Here is a 16015-nt window from a genome sequence, read left to right as displayed (position 1 = left end):
CCCGCATTACCCGCCCGATCCGTTTCGCGGGCGTGCCCGCACTGGCGGGTGCGCCTTCGAAACGGATATTTTTTTTGAGGAGAATCCCATGCATGCAGCTTTCATTCGATCGACCCTGGGAGCGACAGTCCTCGCGCTGGCCGCCAGCGGCTGCGCCGACATGAACGCCACCCAGCGCGGCACCGCGACCGGCGCCGGCGTCGGCGCGGGCCTCGGCGCCATTCTCGGCGCCAGCACGGGCGGCGGCGGCAGCGGGCGAGCGACCCGCGGCGCGGTACTCGGCGGCCTGGCCGGCGCAGTGGCCGGCAACGTCTGGTCCAAGCACATGGAGCAGCAGCGCCAGGCGATGGAACAGGCCACCCGCGGCACCGGCGTGCAGGTCTCGCAGACCGCCGACAACCGCCTCAAGCTCGAAATCCCGAGCGACATCTCGTTCGACACCAACCGCGCCGACATCAAGCCGAACTTCCGGCCCATCCTCGACCGCTTCGCCAGCACGCTGAACGACAATCCGGCCACCTATGTGACCATCATCGGCCATACCGACAGCACCGGCGGCGACGCGATCAACCAGCCGCTCTCGCTCGACCGCGCCGCCCATGCGCGCGACTACCTGGCGGCGCACGGCGTGAATCCGAACCGCATCACGGTCGAGGGCCGCGCCGCGCGCGAACCGGTCGCCTCGAACGACGACCCGGCCGGCCGCGCCCGCAACCGCCGCGTCGAGATCTACGTGAACGAGCCGGGACGCCCTGGCTGAACCCCGACGGCGCCGTGAGCGAAAGCCGCCCCGCGCAAGCCGGGCGGCTTTTTTCATGGCCGCGGTGTATGCTCGGCCGCATGCTGACCAGGAGAGGCCATGGCTGAAGACAAGATCCGCATCGTCGGCGAGAAGATCCTCTCGGACGACTATTACACGCTGAAGAAAGTCACGTACGAACAGCGCCGCCGCGACGGCAGCTGGCAGGAGCAGGAGCGCGAAGTCTACGACGCCGCTTCCGGCGCATCGGTGCTGCTGTACAACCGCGAACGCCGCACTGTGGTGCTGACCCGCCAGTTCCGGCTCGGCGCGCGCCTGAACGGGAGCGACGGTTTCCTGCTGGAGGCCGCGGCCGGGGTGCTGGACGGCGCCGCGCCGGAAGAAAGAGTCAAGGCCGAAGCCCGCGAGGAGACCGGCTACGAGATCGCCCAGGTCGAGCCGGTGATGCAGCTGTTCGTCAGCCCGGGCTCGCTGACCGAACGGAACCACCTGTTCGTGGCCGAATACGATCCGGCGCGGCGCGCCGGCCCCGGCGGCGGCAAGGCCGAGGAAGGCGAGGATATCGACGTGATCGAGATGGATTTCGACGATGCCCTGGCCCTGGTCGAGACCGGCGGCATCAATGACGCCAAGACGGTGCTGCTCCTGCTGCACCTGGAACGCAAGGTGCTGGGACGGCACGAAGCGTCCTGATCCACACTTCCCTTTGGAGAATTTAAATGAAGAAACACTTCGCGGCGATTGCCTGCGCCCTCGGCTGTGCGCTGGCCCTGCCGGCCGGTGCGCAGGACGTACATATCAAACCGGGACTCTGGGAGCTGAACAACAAAGTCAGTTCGCCCGACGGCCAGATGCAGGCCATCATGGACGGCATGCAGCAGCATCTGGCGAATATGTCGCCGGAGCAGCGCAAGTCGATGCAGCAGATGATGGAGCGCAACGGCGTGCAGATGAACATCGGCGAGGGCGGCGTCCTCGACTCGCGCATCTGCATGACGAAAGCGATGATCCAGCGGAAGGAATTCCCGGTCCAGGAAGGCGACTGCAAGCAGAACGTGACGCCCTTATCCTCCAGCCGGATGCGGGTCACGTTCCAGTGCAGCAGGCCGCCCGTCAGCGGCGAAGGCGAGATGACGCTGGACAGCGACACCAGCTACCGCGCCCGGATGCACATCACGGGCAAGGAACATGGCCAGAAACAGGCCGTGGATATGGATGTGACCGGCAAATGGCTGGGGGCCGATTGCGGGAAGTTGCGGCCGATGCCGCAGGCAAAATAGCGCAAACCGGGGTCAGACTCCGAATTTTGGAAATAACTTCCGGGAAGTTACCCCAAACCGGAGTCTGACCCCGGTTTGGGGTAACTCAAGCTCAGGTGGTCTCGGTGAACGCCATGTACAAATCCCGCGCCTGCTTCGCCACCGGCCCTGCCGGCAGTTCGCGCGACTCGTAGCGCACGCAGGGGGTGACCTTGCCGTAGTTGCCGGTGCTGAAGATTTCGCGGGCCGTCTCCAGTTCTTCCGGCTTGACGGTGCGCTCTTCGACCCTCACGCCGGCATCCTTCAGCAGTGCGATCACGCGGGCGCGGGTGATGCCGGCCAAAAAGGTGCCGTTCAGGGCGGGCGTCACCACCGCGCCGTCTGCGGTGACCAGGAACAGGTTCGAAGAGGCGAACTCGGCCACGTTGCCGGCCAGGTCGAGCAGCACGGCGTTGTCGAAGCCGCGTGCGCGTGCGTCGCGCAGGGCGCGCGCGGTGTTGGCGTACAGGGCCGATGCCTTGGCGTCGGTCGGGGCCATGGTCGGCTGCGGGCGGTGCAGCTCGGACAGGCAGGCAGAGAAACCGGCGAAGGGCGGCAGCGGCGCGTCGAACAGGGTCAGGGCGAAGCCGGCCTTTTCCGGCACCGGGATCAGGAAGCCTTCGGACGCGAACACCAGCGGACGAATGTACAGCTCGGCGTTCGGCGGAAACTTGCCCACGCCTTCGCGCACCAGTGCTTCCATCTGGTCCACCGACAGCGGACAGGTCAGGCCCAGTTTCTCGGCCGAGTCGATCACGCGCTGCAGGTGCGGGCGCAGGTCCGGCAGGTGGCCGCCCAGGGCGCGTGCGCCATCGAAGACCGAAGAACCCAGCCACACGCTATGGTCCATTGCGCCGAACAGCGGCGTATTTCCTTCGGCCCACTCGCCGTTGTAGTAAGTCAGGTACATTGCTTTTCCCTAGTTTTGAAAATCCGGTGACGTAACGGATAAAGTGTACCGCAGCAGCCCAGCCGGTGCAGTGCCCGGGTCCGCTCAGTTCGGTGGCGTACACAGCACGCACGTGTCCGCAGGTACACTACCATTTCCGGGTGGTGGATCCGCCCAGCCTTGTAAGTGTTCATGCTCGCCATCCTCGATCGCCTTGACCCGAACAGCGACCGCATCGACCTGCTGGTCGACCTGGTCGACAAGCTGCGCCCGCGCCGCTCGTCCGACCACGCCTATGCACGGGCCCAGGTACGTACTCTCACTCAACTGCTCAAAGGAAATCCAGAGCAGGCCTGGTCCTTGCGCCGCTACATCACGAACCTGCTCGAGACGCGCCGCCACACGAGCCTGTATTCGGACGTCGGCATCCTGTCGAACGACGGCTTCTTCACCGAGCTGAAGAAGCGCATCGCCTACCGCATCCTGCCGCCCGCCCTCGACGAACATTATCTGTCGGACACCCTCGACCGCCTGCTGTGCCGCGAGGACGATTACCTGTGGATCCGCGCGGTCCCGAACGCCGACTGGCTGGAACTCTTCGACACGGTTTCGAACGCACCGCCGCCGCTCGACGCCGCGCCCGACCGCGCGCGCCACGTCACCCTGCTGGGCCTGCTTGACGCGATCCGCACCCTGTCCTGCCGCGTCTGCGCGCTGGGCCTGGAGCCGCGCCTGATCCACGCCCACATGGAGATCGAGGAAGTCGATTCGCCCTTCCTGATGCAGAACATCGAAGCCAACAACTACCTCGACGAATACGGGCGCCTGATGGCCGGCGAGATCGAGCACATGGAAGATGCGCGCCACCTGCTGGTGATGCTCGACCAGTGCGAAGAGGTGGTGCTGAAGGTCAGGCGGCGTGCGCTGGCGGCCGGCACCAGCGTGTCCCTGACCTACCTGCTGGTCGCGGTCACGCAGAGCATCGACCGCCTGAGGAAGCTGCTGTTCCTGGTCGACGTCAGCGGCGAGCTGCCGGGCGCCCCGAGCATGGACCTGCTTGCGCTGGCCATCGAGGCCACCGCGCCGGCCGAGCCGACGATCTCGCCGCGCCGCGCCGCCGCGATCGCCCTGGCCCAGGAACTGGCCGAAGCCCACAACACCAAGTACCAGGTGCGCGGCCTGGTGCGCGACAACATCGACCTGCTGGCGCGCAACGTGACGGAAAACGCCAGCCGCACCGGCGAGCATTACATCGCCGAACGCCGCACCGACCTGCGCCAGATGTTCAATGCCGCGGCCGGTGCCGGCATCATCATCAGCTTCATGGCGATGATCAAGATCCTGCTGTCCTACCTGCACCGGGCGCCCCTGATCGAAGCCGCCCTGTTCAGCATGAACTATTCGCTCGGCTTCATGCTCGTGCACGTGCTGCACTTCACCATCGCCACCAAGCAGCCGGCAATGACGGCCGCGCGCATCGCCGCCGCGTTGCACGAAAGCGACCAAAAAGGCCGCGGCCACCGCCAGGCCGACGCCGACAGCATGGCGGCGCTGGTCAACAAGGTGTTCCGCACCCAGGTCGTGGCGGTGCTGGGCAACCTGGCGACCGTGATTCCCTTCTCCTTCCTGATCGCGCTCGGCTACTGGTACCTGTTCGGCCACCACCTGGTCAACCCGGACAAGGCGCGCCACCTGATCCACGACAGCCACCCCTGGGAATCGCTGGCGCTGCTGCATGCGGCGATCGCCGGAGTCTGGCTGTTCGTGTCCGGCCTGGTCTCGGGCTACTACGACAACAAGGCCCTGTACACGCGCATGGCCCTGCGCGTGCAGCAGCTGCACGGCCTGCGGCGCCTGCTGGGGCGCGAGCGCCTGGAGCGCTTCGGCCTCTACCTCGAAGACAACCTGGGCGGCCTGATGGGCAATGTCGTGTTCGGCGTCCTGATGGGCGTGACGGCGACCGTCGGCTTCCTGCTCGGCCTGCCGCTCGACATCCGCCATGTGACCTTCTCGGCAGCCAATTTCGCGATCGGCTTCGTCGGGCTGGACTACCAGGTCAGCTGGGACACGGTCGGCGTCAGCTTCCTGGGCATCGCCCTGATCGGCATGGTCAACCTGCTGGTCAGCTTCGGCCTGGCGCTGTGGGTCGCCCTGCGCGCCCGCAAGATCCGCTTCTACCACGGTTTCCGGCTGCTGTACGCGCTGGGACGCCGGCTGCGCGCCGCGCCGCTGGACTTTTTCATCGGCCCCAAGGAATATGGGGAATTAAGCGAGCACATGAGAGGATACGAATGAATTTCCCGCGCCTGCAAGCCTGGCTTGCCGCCCTGTGCCTGGGCCTGGTCCTGACCGCCTGCAAGACCCTGCCGGACGTCGACCCGGCCGCCCCCGCCAAGGCCAACCCCACCGTCGCCGGCAGCAAAGGCAGGCTGGCGCCGAAACAGGTGTCGGCCCTGGTGTCGAAACGCTGGAGCAACGCCACCGCCGACCTGAAGTCCCTGGCCGTGCTGGAAGAACAGGCGACCGGCGTACCGCTGATCGCCGGCAACAAGGTGATGCTGCTGTTCGATGGCCCCGCCACCATGCGCGAGATGATGGCCGCGGCGCGCGCCGCCACCAACTCGATCAACCTCGAAACCTATATCTTCGACCAGGACCAGGTCGGCAACGAGTTCGCCGACGTGCTGATCGAGAAGCAGCGCCAGGGCGTGCAGGTCAACATCATGGTCGACGCCGTCGGCGCGATCGCGACCCCGGCCGCCTTCTTCGATCGCATGCGCGCGGCCGGCATCCGCGTGCTGATCTTCAACCCGGTCAATCCCGCCAAGGCCAAGGGCAACTGGGACCTGAACAACCGCAACCACCGCAAGCTGATGGTGGTCGACGGCCGCATCGCCTTCACCGGCGGCATCAACATCAGCTCGACCTATGCCAACAGCTCGCTGTTCCGCTCGCACCACAAGCCGGACAACGTGGACGGCTCGAAGGTCGGCTGGCGCGACACCCACGTCAAGATCGAGGGCCCGGCGGTCGCCCCGCTGCAGTGGTCCTTCGTCGACCTGTGGGTGCAGCAGGAAGGCGGCGAGCTGCCGAAAGCCGAGTACTTCCCCACCCTCACCCCGGCCGGCGACAAGCTGATCCGCGTGCTGGCCGGCAATCCGGAAGGCGATTCCGACATCTACAAGGCGCTGGTGGTGGCGATCACGGAAGCGAAGAAGAGCATCCACATCACCTCGGCCTATTTCGTGCCCGACCAGCAGATCGTCGACGCCCTCGCCGATGCCGCCGGGCGCGGGGTGGACGTGCGGCTGGTGCTGCCGGGCGTGTCGGATCACAGCCTGATCCGCTACGCCGGCCAGGGCTTCTACGACCAGCTCTTGAAGGCCGGCGTGAAGATCTTCGAGCTGCAGGTCGCGGTGCTGCATGCGAAGACGGCAGTGATCGACAGCGGCTGGTCGACGATCGGCTCGGCCAACATCGACCGCCGCAGCTTCCTGCACAACTACGAGCTGAACGTGGTGGTGATGGACCCGGCCTTCGGGCGCGACATGGAGAGCGCCTTCAGCGACGACCTGCGCACCTCGAAGGAAGTCACGCTGGAGCAGTGGCGGCACCGGCCCTGGATGGACCGGATCCGGGAGTGGATGGCGAGGTTGGGGGAATACTGGATCTGAGCATACTTTGACCGTCGTCCCGCGTTCCTTAAACGTCGTCCCCGCCTCCGCGGGGACGACAAGCAAGCGTTTAAATCCCCGCCGCCAGCAAGCCCTCGTTCACCTCCGCCCACACATTCCCGCTGCGCATGAACTTCTCGGTCGCCAGGATCTGGAACTGCTTGTGCACGGCGTCCCAGCCGTAGCGGTCGACCTCGATCTTGCGGGACTCGGTACGGATCACGTTGAAGGAATTGACTTCGCCGCGGCCGCGCGTGGAGGTCGCGGTGCCGGCCTGCACCACCAGCGCGGCGTACTCGCTGATCTTGTAGCGCGCCTGGGTGTTGCCGGCGTGGCTCTTGTGCAGATGGCCGGCCATCAGGAGGTCGACGCCGACATCGGCGAAGGCATCCATCGCCATGTGGGCGCGGTCGACCAGGTCGTCGTCGTCGGTGCAGCCTTCCGGCAGGTCGAAGGGATGGTGCGTGACAACCACCCGCAGCACCTCCGGCGGCAGGCTGGCCAGGGTCTCGCGGATTTTCTCCACCTGCTCCTTGTTGACGCGCCCGTCCTTCCAGGTGAGCGAGCGGGCCGTGTTCACGCCGAGCACCGCGATTTCATCGTCGATATAGACCGGATCGAGGTCTTCGGTGATGTAGCGCTTGTAGCGTTCGAGCGGCAGCACGAAGCGGCGGAACACGTTGTACAGCGAGATGTCGTGGTTGCCAGGGACGATGATTTGCGGGCCGGGCAAGGTGTCGAGCCAGGCCCGCGCTTCCTCGAACTGTTCGCTCTTCGCGCGTTGCGTCAGGTCGCCCGACACCACCACCGCGGTCGGGGCGATCTTGTGGACGAGGTCGCGCAGCGGGTCGAGCAGCTCGGGATCGACGCGACCGAAATGCAGGTCAGAGAGGTGAACGAGTGTGCGCATGATCTTCTGCTTCCGTCTTTGTTTGCTTGGAGTCCATTGTCGCCGCCGGCGCCAGGACCGTCAGTGCGCCAGGTCTCACCCGGTAGCGCAGCGGCGGGTTCATCACCGTGACTTCGCCGTCGGTGGCGACGTGCAGGCGCGGATGATGGGTGTCGATCTCGAAGCCGGCCGCTTCCACCACGTCGAAGTCACGCTCGCTGCCGAGCTTGCCGCGCAGGGCGTCGAAGGCGAAGCGCAGCAGGCCGAGCCGGGTCGGACGCTGGGCCACGTACAGGCTGAGCAGGCCATCGTCGAGACGGTCGCGCTCGCCGATCGACAGGCCTTCCATGGTGTAGCGGTTGTTGCCGATGAAGACGAAGGGCGTGCGGCGCGGCAGCGTTTCGCCGTCCACCGTCAGGCGCACCGACAGGAAGGGATAGCGGCGCAGGGCCGCCAGCGTCGCCCACAGGGCCGCCGGCCACTTGCCGCGGCCCAGGCGGCGCTGCTGCTTCTCGCGGTCGCGCACGATGTCCGGGTACAGGCCCAGGCTGGAATTGTTGAGGAAGATGCGGCCGTTGACTTCGCCGACGTCGACCTCGCGCGGCACGCCGGTGGCCAGGTTGCGCACGGCCTCGTCGAGATCGAGCGGAATGCCGAGGTCTTTCGCGAAATGGTTCAGCGTGCCGAGCGGCAGCACGCCGAAGCGCACGCCGCTGCCCGCCATCACGGAGGCGACGGCATTGATGGTGCCGTCGCCTCCGCCGGCCGCCACCAGCCGGGCGCCCTGGTCGAGTGCGCGGCGGGCGCTGGCGATCATCTCCTCGCCGTCCTTTGCCAGCACCAGTTCGGCGTCCAGGCCCGCCTGCGCCAGCTTCTCGCGCAGCTCGGCGGCGGCGCGCTCGTCGTGGCCATGGCCGGCGCCGCCGTTGACGATCACGGTGACGGGCTTCATGCCGCCACCTCCCGCCCGCGCGTGCGCGCGATGCGGCGCCGCTGCAGGGTCGACACGGCCGTGATGCAGACCGTCAGCCAGGCCGCGCTCTCCGCGGTGGCGGCCAGCACGTCGGACAGATAGTGCACGCCCAGGTACATGCGCGACAGCGCCACCAGCATCACCATCAGCACGCAGGCCGCGACGACGGCAATGCGTTTCGGCCAGCCCTGCACCCGGCGCACCAGGTAGCAGGCCAGCAGGCCGTAGAACACGGTTGCGGCCGCCGTGTGGCCGCTCGGGAAACTATACGTCGTCAAGGTAAGCAAGGGATCCTCCAGGCTGGGCCGGGCGCGCCGGAATACGTGTTTCAGGACTACGTTCAGCAGCATGCCGCCCGGCACCGACACCAGTACCACGACCAGCCAGTAATGCACCTTGCGGCGCCAGAACCAGAGCGCCAGCAGCGCCCCCATGATGCTGGAACCGAGGATGCCGTTGCAGTGCGTGACGAACAGCATGGCTTCGGTGAAGCCGGCGCTGGCATGCATGCGGAACCAGTGGGCCAGCTGGACGTCGACCTGGGTGATCCTGGCGCCCTTGACCACGTCCTCGGCGATTTCGCCGAAGGCCAGGGCCGCGCACACGATCAGGGCGACGCCGATGGTGAAGTGAATGCCCATCTCCCCTTCGGGAGAGAAGCGTCTTGCGAGGAAGCGGTGCAGGCGGCTCGACGGTGTATTCAGCATGCGGCTCCAGATGAGGTCTTGGCGAAAAAACTACAGTTGCGAAATAGAACTGGATTTTTATACAGTAACTGTGGATTTATACAGTAGTTGTGATATTCTGAATGCACTTGAGCAAGACAACACTGAACAACCAACTCGATTAAGGGATCGTCATGACTACTCTGAACAGCTCTTTCGGCATGGAATACGCACCGACTCCGTTCCTGGCCCGCTTTGGCCGCCGCGAGATCCTCGTCACCCGTGATTTCCGCAAGCGCTTCTATGCAGTCAACCCGATCATCGAATTCGATACCGGCGTCGTCCCGGGCCACCTTGAGATCCTGCTGTTCCGCCGCTGGCTGCTGATCCTGTCGAAGGCCAAGTGAGAAGCCGGGCATTAAAAAGCGCATAAGGTTCATCGTTTAAATTCGTTTTCTTTCGCTGAGCTGGAACCTACTCTAAGGCTTCCTCATCTGCCCGAAAGAAAACGATGCTTCATAAAAAAATCGCCGCCGCCCTGGCCCTTGCTGCGCTGCTGGGCCAGTCCGCCGCCTTCGCCGCCGACATCACCCTGCTGAACGTGTCCTACGACCCGACGCGTGAGCTGTACCAGGATTTCAACCAGGCTTTCGCGCGCCAGTGGAAGGCGAAAACGGGCGACAAGGTGACCGTCAAGCAGTCGCATGGCGGCTCCGGCAAGCAGGCGCGCTCGGTGATCGACGGCCTGTCCGCGGACGTCGTCACGCTGGCCCTGGCCTATGATATCGATGCTATCAGTGAACGCGGCCTTATCGCGCACAACTGGCAGCAGCGGCTCGCCCACCGCAGCGCGCCCTACGCCTCGACCATCGTGTTCCTGGTCCGCAAGGGCAATCCGAAGCAGATCCGCGACTGGGCCGACCTGGTCAGGCCGGGCGTGTCCGTGATCACGCCGAATCCGAAGACCTCCGGCGGCGCGCGCTGGAACCACCTGGCCGCCTACGGCTACGCCCTGCGCCTGCCCGGCGCGACCGAGGCATCGGCGCGCGACTACCTGGCCAGGCTGTACAGGAACGTGCCGGTGCTCGACTCCGGCGCCCGCGGCGCCACCACCACCTTCACCGAACGCGGCATCGGCGACGTGCTGCTGGCCTGGGAAAACGAAGCCCTGCTGGCGGTGAAGGAGCTGGGCCCGGACAAGTTCGAGATCGTGGCCCCCTCGAGCAGCATCCTGGCCGAGCCGCCGGTCGCCGTGGTCGACAAGGTGGTCGACAAGCGCGGCACCCGCGCCGTGGCCGAAGCCTACCTGCAATACCTGTACAGCGCCGAAGGCCAGCAGATCGCCGCCAGGCACTACTACCGTCCGGTGGTCGAGCCTTACGCCAAGCAGTACGCGGCGCAATTCCCGGCCATCAAGCTGTTCACCATCGACGAGGTCGCCGGCGGCTGGACCAAGGCGCAGAAGGCGCACTTCGCGGATGGGGGCGTGTTCGACCAGATCTATCTAAAGAAATGACTTGAAATCCCCGGCATGGGCACGATTGTCGTGTTCACAAGCCAAACAAGAGGAGCAAGTCATCATGTCCGTAAAATTACGCAAGATCGACGAGCAGGTCATGGTCATCACCGGCGCCACCAGCGGCATCGGCCTGACCACCGCGCGCATGGCCGCCGAGCAAGGCGCGAAGCTGGTGCTGGCGGCGCGCAACGGCGAGGCGCTGGACCAGCTGGCCAGCGAACTGCGCCTCAAGGGCTGCAAGGTCGCCACCGTGGCGGCCGACGTCGGCAAGCCGGAAGACGTCGAACGCATCGGCAGCACGGCGATGGAGCGCTTCGGCCGCATCGACACCTGGATCAATAACGCCGGCATCTCGATCTACGGGCGCAACGAAGACGTCCCGCTGGAAGACATGCAGCGCCTGTTCCAGACCAACTACTGGGGCGTCGTGCATGGCTCGCTCGAAGCGGTCAAGCACATGAAGACGCGCGGCGGCGGCGCCATCATCAACCTCGGCAGCGAACTGTCGGAACGCGCGATCCCGCTGCAGGGCCTGTATTCGGCGTCCAAGCACGCCGTGAAGGCCTTTACCGACGCGCTGCGCATGGAGCTCGAGAAGGAAGGTGCCCCGCTGTCGCTTACCCTGATCAAGCCGGCCGGGATCGACACCATGTTCACCGTGCATGCGAAGAACTACATGGACAAGGAACCGACCCTGCCGCCGCCGATCTACGCTCCCGAAGTCGTCGCCAGGTCGATCCTCTACGCGGCCCGGCATCCGAAGCGCGACGTGTTCGTCGGCGGCGCCTCGAAGGCGGTGTCGGCCGGCGCCTTCGGGATGCCGCGCGCGCTCGACAAGTTCATGAACGCATCGATGTTCAAGCAGCAGCAATCCGACCTGCCGAGTGCGCCGGACCGGCGCGACGCCCTGCACGAACCCGATCCGCGCAACGAGCTGCGCCAGCGCCATGGCATGACGGACCGCCACGTGGCCGAATCCAGCGCCTACACGGCCGTCTCGCTGCGTGCGAACAAGATCATACCCGCCCTGCTGGGCGCCGGCGCCCTGTTCGCCGCCTGGAAACTCATCAACAGCGCCACCTTGCGCCGCCCCCATCTGCGCAGCGTCTTCTGAACGCGAGGAGAACAGCCATGACAGTCAAACTCAAGAAGCTGAACGACCAGGTGATGGTCCTCACCGGCGCCACCAGCGGCATCGGCCTGGTGACAGCGCGCACCGCGGCCGAGGCCGGCGCGAAACTGGTGCTGGCGGCGCGCGACGGCGATGCGCTCGATACCCTGGCGCACGAGATGCGCCAGCGCGGCGTGGAAGCGGTCACGGTGGCGGCCGACGTCGGCAGGATGGACGACGTCGAACGCATCGGCCAGGCGGCGATCGAGCATTTCGGCCGCATCGACACCTGGGTCAACAATGCCGGGATCGGCGTCTACGGCAGCCAGGAACAGGTGTCGCTGGAAGACATGCACCGCGTCATGCAGACGAATTTCTGGGGCGTGGTGCACGGCAGCCTGACCGCCGTGAAGCTGATGAAGGCACACGGCGGCGGCGCGATCATCAATGTCGGCAGCGAAGCCTCGGACCGCTCGGTACCGCTGATGGGCACCTATGCCGCCTCCAAGCACGCGGTGAAGGCGTTTACCGAATCGCTGCGCATGGAACTGGAAAAGGACGAGGCGCCGATTTCGCTCACGCTGATCAAGCCCGCCGGCATCGATACCCCGTTCACCGCGCACGCGAAGAACTACATGCCGCACGAGCCCGACCTGCCGCCGCCGGTCTATGCGCCGGAACTGGTGGCGAAGACCATCCTGCACGCCGCCGAGACGCCGGAACGCGATCTGTTCGTGGGCGGCCGGGCAAGGCTGCTGTCCACGCTCAGCGGGCTGATGCCGCGTTCGGTCGACCGCCTGATGCGGGCCACGGTGTTCCGTCAGGAACAGCAGCCCGACCAGCCGAACAATCCGGACCGCCGCGACGCCCTGCACGCGCCCGATCCGGCGCGCGAACTGCGGCAGCGGAATAACCTGCCGCACAGGACTTCCGAAACCAGCGTCTATACGGCTTTCCAGATGCAGTCGGCGCCGGTGAAGACGGTGCTGGTGGGCGGGGCGCTGCTGGCTGCGTGGGGCCTGATGCGGCGGCCGGGGCAGCGGAACGTCTGGCAGGCGTGATGCGGTCGCGTGGGCGTTCGTTTTGAGGCCCCCGGCCTCAAAACACCCTACAAAAAAACCGGGCGGTCTTTCAAGCGCCCGGTTTCTTTTGCGTCCGCATCCGTCTTACTTGCCCGGCGCCGGCCCCTTCGGCGGCTCGCTGCCGAGGAAATCCACATCCTCGTCCGTCAGCGGCAGGTTCGGGATCGTCTCGATGTGGTCGGTGTCGATGTCGTTGCCGTCCCTGACGCGCAGGTCGCGGCCGGCCGCGGCGCGCTCGCCGGTGCCGCCGAAGTCGCTGTCGCTTTCCAGGTTGGGATCGCCCATGTCGGCGCCGGCGGTATCGTGGGCATAGCCTTCCTCGTTGTCCGAGGTCGTGCCCCTGTCCAGGTCGAGTATCTGGTCGTCGTCCAGGTTGGCCGCGAAGCCGGGACCGCCGACGACGTCGCTGCCGCTGTCGGTCACGTCGCTCGGGCCAAGGGCGTCGACGCCATGGCCTTTGCCAAGGCTGCGGTCTGGTGCTCCGGGAAAGTTATCCGGGTCTAGTGTGCTCGAGCCAGTCATATGTCCTCCAATTCAATGCAATAAAGTCATGAGGTCAGGCTACCCCAAATTCAAAACGCATGGCGCATGCCGATATTCACTGCCAGGCTGCCGCTGGGATGCGCAGCCCCGCCGACCAGCAGGCCATTGCCGTTCGTGGTGATGGTGCGCGAGACCGCCGTGTAGAAGTCGGTCTTGCGCGACACCACATAGCTGGCGCCCACCGCGAACTGGTTGGCGTCGCGATTGGCGAGGTCGCGGTCGTTTTTGTGGATGAAGGACGCCAGGAAGGTGGTCGAGTTCGTCATCGGCACGGCCACGCCCACCAGGGTGTCGCGGCTGTCGGTCGAGGACGTGCTGGCCACGCCGGCGCCGTAGGGATTGTCCGGGTTGTACAGCGGCGAGCTGCCCCAGCCGCGATTTGCCGCATAAGCCGCATAGGCCGTGCCCCAGCGCATGCGCAGGTTGGCGGCGATCAGCGAATTCTTCGCATCCATGTTTGCGCCGGCCAGGTCGTACAGGTGGACCTGGGCCACGTGCCGGTTCTGGTGCGCGGCGCGCAGCGAGAACATGCCCATGTCGACGCCCACCGTCATGCCCCAGGCGCGGTCCGCCAGGGGATCGCCGCCCAGGGTGTCGACGGTCCAGGAGGCGCCGGACGACAGGTGCTCGCTGCGGTTGCTGTAGTAGCGCACGTTGTCGTTCGCGCGCAGGCCGTTCGGCCCGACCAGGTTGCTGGCCCTGCCGGCGGTGCCGCTGTGGAAGGGATCGCCGACGTCGGCCAGCGACAGGTATTCCAGGTTGTACTGGCGGCCCAGCGTGAAACCTTCGATGTCGCCGTGCGGGGACCGGAAATCGGGCTGGCCGTAGCGGCGCCGCGGCGGCGACGCCCAGTCCGCGCCGGGATTGCGGGTGGGCACGCCGGTAAAGACGGCGATGTCGTGCGCGGCCGCTGCCTTCGCCGTGGCGTCGGCGGGGGCGGCGGGTGGTGCGCCGGCGGCCGCGTCCTGTGCGAACGCGAGCCGGGCGGCTCCACAGAATACGATGGCAATAATGGGCGGCGTCTTCATGGCGTGTTCCTCTGTATGCCTACAGTAGCCCGTCTTTACACCCCAGCTCTGTCCAATATCGCACAAAGCGGCGAACTTCTTGGCTCGCATTTTTGTCAGCGTATTCCGACGCGGCAAGTCAGCAGGCTCATCTTGTCTAGGCCACAGCCCGCTTTCCGGTTTAGAATCCAGGAACCATCTGTAACTAAACTACAGGAAGAACACCATAATGAGACAGCTTGCCCGTACCCTTGCTACAGCCACCCTGGCCGTCAGCGGCGCCTTCGCCTTCTTCCCTGCTCTTGCCGCGGACGCCGCGCCCGCATCGGCGCCGATGAGCCATGTGGCCTGGTCGAAGAACGCCAACATCTATGAAGTCAATATTCGCCAGTACACGCCGGAGGGGACCTTCAAGGCCTTCGCCGCCCACCTGCCGCGCCTGAAGAAGATGGGCGTCGACATCCTGTGGCTGATGCCGATCCAGCCGATCGGCGAAAAGAACCGCAAGGGCACGCTGGGCAGCTACTACGCGGTGCGCGACTATACGGCGGTGAATCCGGAGTTCGGCAACCTGGCCGATTTCAAGGCCCTGGTGAAACAGGCGCACGGGCTGGGCATGAAAGTCATCATCGACTGGGTCGCCAACCACACGGCCTTCGACAACCGGTGGACGGCCGAGCACAAGGACTGGTACCTGCTGAACGAGAAGGGCGAGATCTTCCCGGTCACTTATACCGACGGCGGCGAGCCGGAATACTGGACCGACGTGACCGGCCTCGACTGGAGCAAGCCCGGGTCCGGCCTGTGGAAAGGCATGACGGATGCGATGAGCTACTGGGTGCGCGAGACCGATATCGATGGCTTCCGCTGCGACGTCGCCGGCAAGGTGCCGACGCCGTTCTGGAACCAGGCGCGCGATGCACTCGACCGCATCAAGCCGGTCTTCATGCTGGCCGAAGCCGACAAGCCGGAGCTGCACGAGCACGCCTTCGACATGACCTATGGCTGGGACACCAAGGACCTGTTCAAGGACATCGCCAAGGGCAAGAAGGATGCACGCGCGCTGAAGGACTTCCTGGCGCATCCGCCGAAGGCCTTCCCGCCGGGCGCCTACCGCATGCGCTTCACCTCGAACCACGACGAGAATTCCTGGGCCGGCAGCGACGTCGAACTCTACGGTCCGGCCTTCAAGGCGATGGCGGTGCTGGCCGCCACCCTGCCCGGCATGCCGCTGATCTACGGCGGCCAGGAAGCGGGGCTGGACAAGCGCATCGAGTTCTTCGAGAAGGACCCGATCCAGTGGAAGAACTACCAGTACGCGCCCTTCTACGCCGGCCTGCTCAAGCTGAAGCACGACAACCCGGCGCTGTGGAACGGCCAGTACGGCGGCCCCGCCGAGGTGCTGGAGACCGGAAACGACAAAGTCTTCGCCTTCCAGCGCAAGCGCGACGGCAACGCGGTGCAAGTCAGCGTAAACCTGTCGAACGCTGCCCAGCAGTACGCCTTGCCGGGCGGCAAGCGGCAGACGCTGGCGGCCTGGGATTACCGGATCGAGGCGCCGAAACGCTGATGCTCCAAGTACTTGACCGGGCGAGTACTTAGTCA

16 protein-coding genes are annotated in these 16015 nt (G+C 65.8%); 10 read left to right on the top strand and 6 right to left on the bottom strand.

Going from position 1 to position 16015, the window contains the following annotated elements:
- The first annotated feature begins 88 nt into the window (after positions 1 to 88).
- The 3 genes from AM586_RS23915 to AM586_RS23905 all read left to right on the top strand — a co-directional run bounded on the left by AM586_RS23915 (position 89) and on the right by AM586_RS23905 (position 2040).
- Positions 89 to 760 (top strand): OmpA family protein, encoded by a 672-nt coding sequence (locus AM586_RS23915; protein WP_047825556.1) that lies wholly within the window; start codon positions 89 to 91, stop codon positions 758 to 760.
- 99 nt (positions 761 to 859) lie between these two features.
- A complete protein-coding gene (locus AM586_RS23910; RefSeq protein WP_047825557.1) occupies positions 860 to 1453 on the top strand; it encodes an NUDIX domain-containing protein in 594 nt (197 codons plus the stop codon).
- A 26-nt stretch (positions 1454 to 1479) separates the two neighbouring features.
- Positions 1480 to 2040 (top strand): DUF3617 domain-containing protein, encoded by a 561-nt coding sequence (locus AM586_RS23905; protein ID WP_047825558.1) that lies wholly within the window; start codon positions 1480 to 1482, stop codon positions 2038 to 2040.
- A gap of 91 nt (positions 2041 to 2131) precedes the next feature.
- Here AM586_RS23905 and AM586_RS23900 read toward each other — a convergent pair whose 3' ends face one another.
- Positions 2132 to 2968, bottom strand: a complete 837-nt coding sequence (locus AM586_RS23900; protein ID WP_047825559.1) for a branched-chain amino acid aminotransferase — start codon at positions 2966 to 2968, stop codon at positions 2132 to 2134.
- A 171-nt stretch (positions 2969 to 3139) separates the two neighbouring features.
- On the opposite strand from AM586_RS23900, the gene AM586_RS23895 reads away from it, so the two are divergent.
- Both AM586_RS23895 and cls read left to right on the top strand, forming a co-directional pair.
- On the top strand, positions 3140 to 5242 hold the full coding sequence (locus AM586_RS23895; RefSeq protein ID WP_047825560.1) for a site-specific recombinase: 2103 nt from the start codon (positions 3140 to 3142) through the stop codon (positions 5240 to 5242).
- Complete coding sequence (gene cls, locus AM586_RS23890; RefSeq protein WP_047825561.1) at positions 5239 to 6621, top strand: cardiolipin synthase; 1383 nt, start codon at positions 5239 to 5241, stop codon at positions 6619 to 6621. Before AM586_RS23895 ends, cls begins: the two co-directional genes overlap by 4 nt.
- A 70-nt stretch (positions 6622 to 6691) precedes the next feature.
- On the opposite strand, the gene AM586_RS23885 is transcribed toward cls, so the two are convergent.
- From AM586_RS23885 to AM586_RS23875, 3 genes are read right to left on the bottom strand one after another with little or no spacing between them, the layout of a single operon-like run.
- Positions 6692 to 7531 carry a metallophosphoesterase gene (locus AM586_RS23885; protein ID WP_047825562.1) on the bottom strand — a complete coding sequence of 280 codons (840 nt, stop codon included), beginning with the start codon at positions 7529 to 7531 and terminating at the stop codon, positions 6692 to 6694.
- Positions 7506 to 8462, bottom strand: a complete 957-nt coding sequence (locus tag AM586_RS23880) for a diacylglycerol kinase family protein (protein ID WP_047825563.1) — start codon at positions 8460 to 8462, stop codon at positions 7506 to 7508. The genes AM586_RS23885 and AM586_RS23880 overlap by 26 nt, the downstream gene beginning before the upstream one ends.
- Positions 8459 to 9190, bottom strand: a complete 732-nt coding sequence (locus AM586_RS23875) for a phosphatase PAP2 family protein (RefSeq protein WP_047825564.1) — start codon at positions 9188 to 9190, stop codon at positions 8459 to 8461. The genes AM586_RS23880 and AM586_RS23875 overlap by 4 nt, the downstream gene beginning before the upstream one ends.
- Before the next feature lie 152 nt (positions 9191 to 9342).
- On the opposite strand from AM586_RS23875, the gene AM586_RS23870 reads away from it, so the two are divergent.
- The 4 genes from AM586_RS23870 to AM586_RS23855 all read left to right on the top strand — a co-directional run bounded on the left by AM586_RS23870 (position 9343) and on the right by AM586_RS23855 (position 12839).
- Positions 9343 to 9555 carry a hypothetical protein gene (locus tag AM586_RS23870; protein ID WP_060566755.1) on the top strand — a complete coding sequence of 71 codons (213 nt, stop codon included), beginning with the start codon at positions 9343 to 9345 and terminating at the stop codon, positions 9553 to 9555.
- Between the two features lie 104 nt (positions 9556 to 9659).
- Complete coding sequence (locus AM586_RS23865; RefSeq protein ID WP_060566753.1) at positions 9660 to 10664, top strand: sulfate ABC transporter substrate-binding protein; 1005 nt, start codon at positions 9660 to 9662, stop codon at positions 10662 to 10664.
- Between the two features lie 64 nt (positions 10665 to 10728).
- Positions 10729 to 11781, top strand: coding sequence for an SDR family oxidoreductase (locus AM586_RS23860; protein WP_047826364.1), 1053 nt, complete (start codon positions 10729 to 10731; stop codon positions 11779 to 11781).
- Positions 11782 to 11798: 17 nt separating this feature from the next.
- Positions 11799 to 12839, top strand: coding sequence for an SDR family oxidoreductase (locus tag AM586_RS23855; RefSeq protein WP_047826363.1), 1041 nt, complete (start codon positions 11799 to 11801; stop codon positions 12837 to 12839).
- A 105-nt stretch (positions 12840 to 12944) separates the two neighbouring features.
- Here AM586_RS23855 and AM586_RS23850 read toward each other — a convergent pair whose 3' ends face one another.
- Together AM586_RS23850 and AM586_RS23845 are read right to left on the bottom strand one after the other, a co-directional pair.
- Positions 12945 to 13382 carry a hypothetical protein gene (locus AM586_RS23850; RefSeq protein ID WP_047826362.1) on the bottom strand — a complete coding sequence of 146 codons (438 nt, stop codon included), beginning with the start codon at positions 13380 to 13382 and terminating at the stop codon, positions 12945 to 12947.
- A gap of 50 nt (positions 13383 to 13432) precedes the next feature.
- A complete protein-coding gene (locus AM586_RS23845; RefSeq protein ID WP_052234436.1) occupies positions 13433 to 14431 on the bottom strand; it encodes a porin in 999 nt (332 codons plus the stop codon).
- A 208-nt stretch (positions 14432 to 14639) separates the two neighbouring features.
- On the opposite strand from AM586_RS23845, the gene AM586_RS23840 reads away from it, so the two are divergent.
- The gene (locus AM586_RS23840) at positions 14640 to 15980 is read left to right on the top strand and encodes an alpha-amylase family glycosyl hydrolase (RefSeq protein WP_047826361.1); all 1341 of its coding nucleotides are present in this window, start codon (positions 14640 to 14642) and stop codon (positions 15978 to 15980) included.
- The last annotated feature ends 35 nt before the right edge of the window (positions 15981 to 16015 follow it).

It is taken from the genome of Massilia sp. WG5, from assembly GCF_001412595.2.
Taxonomy (GTDB): domain Bacteria; phylum Pseudomonadota; class Gammaproteobacteria; order Burkholderiales; family Burkholderiaceae_D; genus Telluria.
Note: the sequence above shows the minus strand (reverse complement) of the source record. Positions and strands in the feature narration are given on the sequence as shown.

What these genes read in the sequence shown, in the direction of transcription:
- AM586_RS23905 (WP_047825558.1), top strand. Translation starts at nt 1,480, where the DNA reads ATGAAGAAACACTTCGCGGCGATTGCCTGCGCCCTCGGCTGTGCGCTG.
- AM586_RS23885 (WP_047825562.1), bottom strand. Translation starts at nt 7,531, where the DNA reads ATGCGCACACTCGTTCACCTCTCTGACCTGCATTTCGGTCGCGTCGAT.
- AM586_RS23880 (WP_047825563.1), bottom strand. Translation starts at nt 8,462, where the DNA reads ATGAAGCCCGTCACCGTGATCGTCAACGGCGGCGCCGGCCATGGCCAC.
- AM586_RS23855 (WP_047826363.1), top strand. Translation starts at nt 11,799, where the DNA reads ATGACAGTCAAACTCAAGAAGCTGAACGACCAGGTGATGGTCCTCACC.
- AM586_RS23895 (WP_047825560.1), top strand. Translation starts at nt 3,140, where the DNA reads ATGCTCGCCATCCTCGATCGCCTTGACCCGAACAGCGACCGCATCGAC.
- AM586_RS23850 (WP_047826362.1), bottom strand. Translation starts at nt 13,382, where the DNA reads ATGACTGGCTCGAGCACACTAGACCCGGATAACTTTCCCGGAGCACCA.
- AM586_RS23860 (WP_047826364.1), top strand. Translation starts at nt 10,729, where the DNA reads ATGTCCGTAAAATTACGCAAGATCGACGAGCAGGTCATGGTCATCACC.
- AM586_RS23910 (WP_047825557.1), top strand. Translation starts at nt 860, where the DNA reads ATGGCTGAAGACAAGATCCGCATCGTCGGCGAGAAGATCCTCTCGGAC.
- AM586_RS23900 (WP_047825559.1), bottom strand. Translation starts at nt 2,968, where the DNA reads ATGTACCTGACTTACTACAACGGCGAGTGGGCCGAAGGAAATACGCCG.
- AM586_RS23870 (WP_060566755.1), top strand. Translation starts at nt 9,343, where the DNA reads ATGACTACTCTGAACAGCTCTTTCGGCATGGAATACGCACCGACTCCG.
- AM586_RS23865 (WP_060566753.1), top strand. Translation starts at nt 9,660, where the DNA reads ATGCTTCATAAAAAAATCGCCGCCGCCCTGGCCCTTGCTGCGCTGCTG.
- AM586_RS23875 (WP_047825564.1), bottom strand. Translation starts at nt 9,190, where the DNA reads ATGCTGAATACACCGTCGAGCCGCCTGCACCGCTTCCTCGCAAGACGC.
- AM586_RS23845 (WP_052234436.1), bottom strand. Translation starts at nt 14,431, where the DNA reads ATGAAGACGCCGCCCATTATTGCCATCGTATTCTGTGGAGCCGCCCGG.
- AM586_RS23915 (WP_047825556.1), top strand. Translation starts at nt 89, where the DNA reads ATGCATGCAGCTTTCATTCGATCGACCCTGGGAGCGACAGTCCTCGCG.
- cls (WP_047825561.1), top strand. Translation starts at nt 5,239, where the DNA reads ATGAATTTCCCGCGCCTGCAAGCCTGGCTTGCCGCCCTGTGCCTGGGC.
- AM586_RS23840 (WP_047826361.1), top strand. Translation starts at nt 14,640, where the DNA reads ATGAGACAGCTTGCCCGTACCCTTGCTACAGCCACCCTGGCCGTCAGC.